This window comes from Achromobacter sp. DMS1 (assembly GCF_001270295.1).
Genome location: NZ_LHSJ01000226.1, coordinates 1 through 7042 on the forward strand (window position 1 = coordinate 1; position 7042 = coordinate 7042).

Genomic DNA, 7042 nt, shown 5'->3' on the forward strand with positions numbered 1-7042 from the left:
TGCGCGCGATGACTACGAAGGCACCATCCGGCGCGCCGGCGTGGGAGTGGATGCCAGCCTGCGCGCCTTCGGCCTGGCCTACGATGCCGCCGCGCAGGCGCCCGCCCAGCCCGCCCCCCATCGACCTGTCGCGCCCCGTGCCGGCGGTGCCCGAACGGGCGGCCAGCCCGCGCGCGCAGGCGCTGCTGGACGTCATCCGGCGCGATTTCCCCGTCCTGTGCGCAGCCGCTGCTGGTGGCCGGCGTGCAGCGCCAGATCGAATTCCAGGATCCGGCCTACGCCGAAGAGTATCTGCGCCGGGTGAAGGCGCTGCGCGACCTGGACGAGCGGCATGGCGGCGAGGCCGGGCAATGGGCGCTCACCGAGGCGGCGGCGCGCTATGTGGCCACGGCCATGGCCTACGACGACGTGATCCGGGTGGCCGACCTGAAAACGCGCGGCTCGCGCTTCGAGCGCGTGCGCGGCGAAGTCGGCGCGCAGCCCGGCCAGCTCGTCTACACCACCGAATTCGTGCATCCCCGCCTCGAGGAAATCTGCGGCACGCTGCCGGCGGGCCTGGGACGCTGGCTCGAAGGTTCCCGGACTTTCGGCGGCTTCGTGCAGCGCCGGCTGGCCAAGGGCCGCCGGCTGCAAAGCGGCACGCTGGGCGGGTTCCTCATGCTGTACGCCCTGGCGGGCATGCGCCGCCTGCGCCGCCGCACCCTGCGCCACCAGGCGGAGATGGCCAGCCTGAAACAGTGGCTCGACCTGGTGGCGCGGCTCGCGCCGCAGGATTACGCGCTGGCGGTGGAAACGCTGAAATGCCGCCGCCTGGTCAAGGGCTACAGCGACACGCACGCGCGCGGCGGGGCGATGTTCCGCGTGCTGCTCGATGCCGCCGAAGGCTGGTCCGTCCCGATGCGGCGGCCACGCTGCGCGAACTCCGCGAAACCGCCCTGGCGAACGAGAAATGCGGCCCGCTGGAACGGCTGGCCGCCGAGAAGCTGGCGCCCGAGAAACTGGCCGCCTGAGCCGACACAGAACCCATCCGGAAGAGACGACGCCGTGCATACCCTCAAGCTCATCGTCCGCGAAGTGCGGCAGGAATCCCCCTCATCCGCTCGCTGCGGCTGGCGCGCGAAGACGCGGCCCCCTGCCGGGCTTCGGCCCGGGCGCCCACGTCAAGGTGGCCGTGCCCGGCCTGGCCGAGCCGCGCTGCTATTCGCTGGTGCAGCTCGCCCCCGATGCGGCGCGCTTCGCCGCCCCGCAGGAATACCGGCTGGGCGTGCGGCTGGAAGACCCCAGCGCGGGCGGCTCGGCGCCACATGCACGGGCTGTCGGCCGGGCGACGCGATCAGCGTGGAAGGCCCGCACAACGACTTCCCCCTGCACGAAGCCCCGTCGGGCGAGGAACCCGTCCTCCCTCATCGCGGGCGGCATCGGCATCACGCCGGTGGCTTCGATGGCCGCCGCGCTCAGGGCGCGGGCCGCGCCTTCCACCTGCACTATTGCGGCCGCAGCGCCGGCCAGTTGGCCTTCCTGCCCGAACTGCAGGTGCTGGCCGCGCGCGGACATGACGGTGCACGCGGACGACGACCCCGCCACCTGTTTCGACCTGGGCGCGCTGCTGGACGTGCGCCTCGCCGCGCCAACACCTCTACGTCTGCGGCCCCAAGGGCCTGATCGACGCCGTCATCCAGGGCGCCAGGGCCCGCCACTGGCCCGACGCGCACGTGCATTTCGAACTGTTCAGCGCCGCCGCCCCGCGGGCCGGCGACCGGCCGTTCGAGGTGGAGCTGCGCCAGGCCGGGCGCGTGCTCGTCGTTCCCGCCGACAAGACCATCCTGGAAGTCATGGAGGAAGCCGGCTGCGATCCGATGTACGACTGCAAGCGCGGCGAATGCGGCGTCTGCCAGGCCACGGTGCTGGAAGGCGAGCCCGACCACCGCGACTACTACCTTTCCGACACCGAAAAGGCGAGCGGAAAACTCATCCAGATCTGCATCTCGCGCGCCAAGTCGGCGCGCCTGGTGCTGGATCTGTAGGGCCTGTACCGATAAGGAAGCGACCATGGCCAGATACCGCGACAACCCCGACGCGATCCGCGCGCTGCTGCGCGAAACCGAGGTCCACAAAGACCTGTTCATCGACCCCGAGCTGTTCGAGCTGGAGATGGAACGCCTGTACGCCAATACCTGGGTGTACGTGGGCCATGACAGCCAGGTGCCGAACCCCGGCGATTACATCACCACCACCGTGGGCAATCAGCCCGTGGTGATGGTGCGCCACGGCGACCGCTCGGTCCGCGTGCTGCACAACCGCTGTCCGCACAAAGGCACCATGGTCGCCGGCGACCCCTGCGGCAACACCGGCAAGTTCTTCCGCTGCCCCTACCACGCCTGGACCTTCAAGACCGACGGCAGCCTGCTGTCCATTCCGCTCAAGAAGGGCTACGAGAACACCGGGCTGGAGCAGTGCGAGGCCAGCCGGGGCATGGCGGCCGTGGCCGACGTGCGCAACTACCGCGGTTTCGTGTTCTGCCGGCTGAACCCGGTGGGGCAGTCGTTCGAGGACTTCTTCGGCGAATCGCTCTCCACCCTGGACAATATGGTGGATCGCTCTCCGGAAGGCAGGCTGGAGGTGGCCGGCGGCGTGCTGCGCTACATGCACCGCTGCAACTGGAAGATGCTGGTGGACAACCAGACCGACACCTGCCATCCCATGGTAGCGCACGAATCTTCCGCCGGCACCGCGGTCAAGGTCTGGGAACAGGCGCCGCCCGGCACCCCCAAACCCATGGCGGTGGAGCTGTTCGCGCCCTTCATCTCGCCCTACGAGTTCTTCGAGAACATGGGCATACGCGTCTGGGAAAACGGCCACGGACACACCGGCGTCTCGGATTCCATCCACGCCTCGTACTCCGGCATTCCGGGCTACTGGGAGGCCATGGTCGCCGCCTACGGCGAAGCGCGCGCGGGGCAGATCCTGGGCGACGTGCGCCACAACACGGTGTACTTCCCCAACATCATGGTCAAGGGTCCCATCCAGACCCTGCGCGTTTTCAAGCCGCTCGCCGCCGACCGCACGCTGGTGGAATCGTGGACCTTTCGCCTGGTGGGCGCGCCCGACCTGCTGCTGGAACGCACCCTCATGTACAACCGGCTCATCAACGCGCCCACCTCCGTGGTGGGGCACGACGACCTCGAGATGTACGAGCGCGCGCAGGACGGCCTGCATTCGCGCGCCCGCGAATGGGTGAACGTGGGCCGGCTGTACGACCCCGCCGAGCTGGACCGCAAGAACGTCGTCACCAACGGCACCAACGAATGGCAGATGCGCAACCAGTACCGCGCCTGGGGCCGCTACATGACCGCCGCCGACGCCGGCAGCCTCGCCACGTCCGAAGGAGCCCCGCATGAGCGCTAGCGACCGCGACCTGATCGATTTCGTGTATGCCGAAGCGCGCATGCTGGACGAACAGCGCTTCGAGGAATGGCTGGACCTCTTTACCGATGACGGCTATTACTGGATGCCGCTGGCGCATGGACAGACGGACCCGCGCCTGCACGCTTCGCTCATGTACGAAGACAAGCTGTTGCTGCGCGTGCGCGTGGAGCGGCTGGCGGGGCAGCGCACCTTCTCGCAGCAGCCGCGCAGCCGCAGCCACCACCTGCTGCAGGCGCCCACCGTGGAAACCGGCCATCCCGAGGCCGCGCCCGCCGAGGGGCGGCATGTGGTGCGCGCCGCCTTCCATTACGTGGAAACGCGCGGCGACAGCCAGACGCTGTATGCGGGCTGGGCCACGCACCACCTGGTGGAACAGGACGGCCGGCTGCGCATCCGCCTCAAGCGCGTGGACCTGGTCAACTGCGACGCCGCGTTCGGCAACATCCAATTGTTCATGTAGGAGCGGCTCGTGAGCGCGACGGTTTATCAGGCATTCCTCGACACCGCGGCCCGCTGCGGACAGAACCCGTTTCTCTGCATTCTGCCCGAGACCGCCGGCGCCTACGGCGTCGCCGCGGGCGAGATCGGCTACGCCGGGGCGGCGGCGGCCATCGAAACGCTGAAGCTCGCCTATGCCCGCGCCGGCTACGGCCACGGCCACCGCGCCGGACTGCTGCTGGAGAACCGCCCGGCCTTCTTCCTGCACTGGTTCGCGCTCAATGCGCTGGGCGTGTCGGTGGTGCCCATCAACCCCGACCTGCGTCGCCGCGCGAGCTGGAATACCTGGCGGGCCATTCCGAGATCGCGCTGGCCGTGGCCCTGCCCGCGCGCCACGGCGAGCTGCGCGACGCGGCCGCGCGCGCCGGCCGGCCGCTGGCCGTCATGGGGCCGGACGACGCGCCCCCGCCCGCCCCCTTCGCCGCGCCGCTGGCGGGGTCCGCGCCGGGCGAGCTGACCGAGTGCGCGCTGCTCTACACCTCCGGCACCACCGGCCGCCCCAAGGGCTGCATCCTGCCCAACCGCTATTTCCTGCACGCGGGCGGCTGGTATGCGCGCATCGGCGGCCTGGCCGAGCTGCGGCCCGGGCAGGAGCGCATGATCACGCCCCTGCCGCTGGTGCACATGAACGCCATGGCCTACTCCGCCATGGCCATGGTGCTGACCGGCGGCTGCCTGATTCCGCTCGACCGTTTCCATCCCAAAACCTGGTGGGACAGCGTGCGCGCCTCGCGCGCCACCGTGCTGCATTACCTGGGCGTCATGCCCGCCATCCTCATGAAGGCCGAGCCCGCGCCGGACGATCGGCAGCCCGCCATCCGCTTCGGCTTCGGCGCGGGCGTGGACCGCAAGCTGCACCGTCCCTTCGAGGAGCGCTTCGGCTTTCCGCTGCTGGAGGCCTGGGCCATGACGGAGACGGGCGCGGGCGCGGTCATCATCGCCAACCGCGAACCGCGCCACATCGGCAGCAGCTGCTTCGGCCGCGAGGAAAACGACGTGCAGGTGCGCATCGTGACCGACGAGGGCGCCGACGCGCCCGTGGGCGAACAAGGCGAGCTGCTAGTGCGCCACGCGGGCGACGATCCGCGCTACGGCTTCTTCGCCGGCTACCTGAAGGACCCGGCCGCCACCGACGAGGCCTGGGAAGGCGGCTGGTTCCATACCGGCGACATCGTGCGGCGCGAGGCCGACGGCGCGCTGCGCTTCGTGGACCGCAAGAAGAACGTGATACGCCGCAGCGGCGAGAACATCTCGGCCGTGGAGGTGGAAAGCGTGCTCATGCAGCACCCCATGGTGAAGGCCGTGGCCGTGGCCGCCGTGCCCGACGCGGTGCGCGGCGACGAGGTGCTGGCCTGCGTGGTGCCTGAACGGCCGCTGCCCGACCCCGCCGCGCGCGAAGAGAAGGCGCGCGGCATCGTGCAGTGGAGCCTGGCCCAGCTCGCCTATTACAAGGCGCCCGGCTATGTGGCGTTCGTGGATGCCCTGCCGCTCACCACCACCAACAAGATCCAGCGCGGCGAGATGAAGGCGCTCGCGCCCACGCTGCCCGGCACGCCGCACTGCGTGGACACCTGCGCCATGAAACGGAGGAACGCCTGATGGGCCGGCGGGGCTATGACGGGATCGTGGCGGCGCTGCCCGTCTCGGTTCCCTATGAGCGCTACAGCACGCACGCGGCGCACTGGTGGCTGGGGCGCGCGCTGGGCGCGCTGGTGCGCGGCGCCGGCCTGCGCAAGGAAGAAGTCGACGGCATGTGCGTATCCAGCTTCACGCTCGCCCCCGACACCGCGGTGGGCCTGGCGCAGCACCTGGGCATGACGCCGCGCTGGCTGGACCACATTCCGATGGGCGGGGCCAGCGGCGTGGTCGCGCTGCGGCGCGCCGCGCGGGCCGTGCAGGCCGCGACGCCGCGGTCGTCGCCTGCATCGCGGGAGACACCAACCACGTCGACTCGTTCCGCAACACGGTCAGCCAGTTCTCGCGCTTTGCGCAGGACGCGGTGTATCCGTATGGCGCGGGCGGGCCGAACGCCAGCTTCGCGCTGCTGACGGCCAACTACATGCGCGCCACCGGCGCCGCCCGCGAGGATTTCGGCAAAGTGTGCGTGGCGCAGCGCGAGAACGCCCTGCGCTATCCCCACGCGCTCATGAAGAAGCCGCTGACGCTGCGGCAATACCTGGACGCGCGCGTCATCGCCGACCCCATCCACCTGTTCGACTGCGTGATGCCCTGCGCCGGCGCGGACGGCTTCCTGGTCATGGAAGCGGCGCGCGCGCGGGCGCTGGGCCTGCCGCATGCGCGCATCCTCTCCACCATCGAACGGCACAACGCCTGGATCGACGACCCCATCCAGACCCGCGGCGGCTGGACCATGGACGTGGACGAGCTGTACGGGCAGTCCGGCACGCAGCCCGCGGACATGGACTTCCTGCAGGCTTACGACGACTACCCCGTCATCAACCTGATGCAGATGGAAGACCTGGGCTTCTGCCGCAAGGGCGAGGCGCCTGCCTTCGTGCGCGGCCACGATTTCACGATTGGCGGCAGTTTTCCGTTCAACACCAACGGCGGCCAGCTCTCGGTGGGCCAGGCCGGCGCCGCCGGCGGCTATCTGGGACTGGTGGAGGCGCTGAGGCAGCTTTCCGGCACGGCGGGCGGCACACAGGTGCCGGACGCCCGCCTCGGCATGGTGAGCGGATTCGGCATGATCAACTACGACCGGGGCCTGTGCACGGCCGCGGCCGTGAATAGCGCTTGAAGTCGTCGAACGCCTTGCGCTGGTAGGCCTTCACCACGTCGGACACGTACTGGTCGGCGTGCACGTAGCGCACGCGCACGCCCGTGCCCGCCGCCACCATGGCGTTGCCGATGGCGTGGATGAGGTGGGTCTTGCCCAGGCCCACGCCGCCGTACAGGAACAGCGGGTTGTAGGACGTGCCGGGGTTTTCCGCCACCTGCAGGGCGGCCGCGCGCGCGAGCTGGTTGGCCTTGCCGGTAACGAAGTTCTCGAAGGTGAGATCGGTGTTCAGGCGCGAGCGCTCGTACACGATATTGGCCGCGTCGGCCGTCACCGCGGCGGCCGGCAACATGGCCGGGGCCGGGGCGGCAGGCTGCGGGG

General features: G+C 70.2%; 3 protein-coding genes and 5 pseudogenes. 6 read left to right on the forward strand and 2 right to left on the reverse strand.

The features are described 5' to 3' along the window. Positions 1 to 196: hypothetical protein (locus AD428_RS28415; RefSeq protein WP_235491028.1), on the reverse strand; the 196-nt coding region annotated here is incomplete at its 3' end. A gap of 47 nt (positions 197 to 243) precedes the next feature. Between AD428_RS28415 and AD428_RS29745 the strand changes: the two are divergent. From AD428_RS29745 to AD428_RS20485, 6 genes and pseudogenes are all read left to right on the forward strand, one after another. Continuing rightward, positions 244 to 810, forward strand: a pseudogene (locus AD428_RS29745) (DUF6537 domain-containing protein); the annotation flags it as partial. 234 nt (positions 811 to 1044) lie between these two features. After that, a pseudogene (locus AD428_RS29750) lies at positions 1045 to 2024 on the forward strand (PDR/VanB family oxidoreductase). A 25-nt stretch (positions 2025 to 2049) separates the two neighbouring features. Then, positions 2050 to 3405 (forward strand): aromatic ring-hydroxylating dioxygenase subunit alpha, encoded by a 1356-nt coding sequence (locus tag AD428_RS20470; RefSeq protein ID WP_053246403.1) that lies wholly within the window; start codon positions 2050 to 2052, stop codon positions 3403 to 3405. Then, positions 3395 to 3886: an aromatic-ring-hydroxylating dioxygenase subunit beta gene (locus AD428_RS20475; RefSeq protein ID WP_053246404.1), complete on the forward strand. Its 492-nt coding sequence runs from the start codon at positions 3395 to 3397 to the stop codon at positions 3884 to 3886. The genes AD428_RS20470 and AD428_RS20475 overlap by 11 nt, the downstream gene beginning before the upstream one ends. 9 nt (positions 3887 to 3895) lie before the next feature. Continuing rightward, positions 3896 to 5523: pseudogene (locus AD428_RS20480) on the forward strand (AMP-binding protein). Beyond that, positions 5523 to 6682: pseudogene (locus tag AD428_RS20485) on the forward strand (thiolase family protein). The pseudogenes AD428_RS20480 and AD428_RS20485 overlap by 1 nt, the downstream one beginning before the upstream one ends. Here AD428_RS20485 and AD428_RS20490 read toward each other — a convergent pair. After that, a pseudogene (locus tag AD428_RS20490) lies at positions 6672 to 7042 on the reverse strand (DnaA ATPase domain-containing protein); the annotation flags it as partial. The pseudogenes AD428_RS20485 and AD428_RS20490 sit on opposite strands and share 11 nt — an antisense overlap.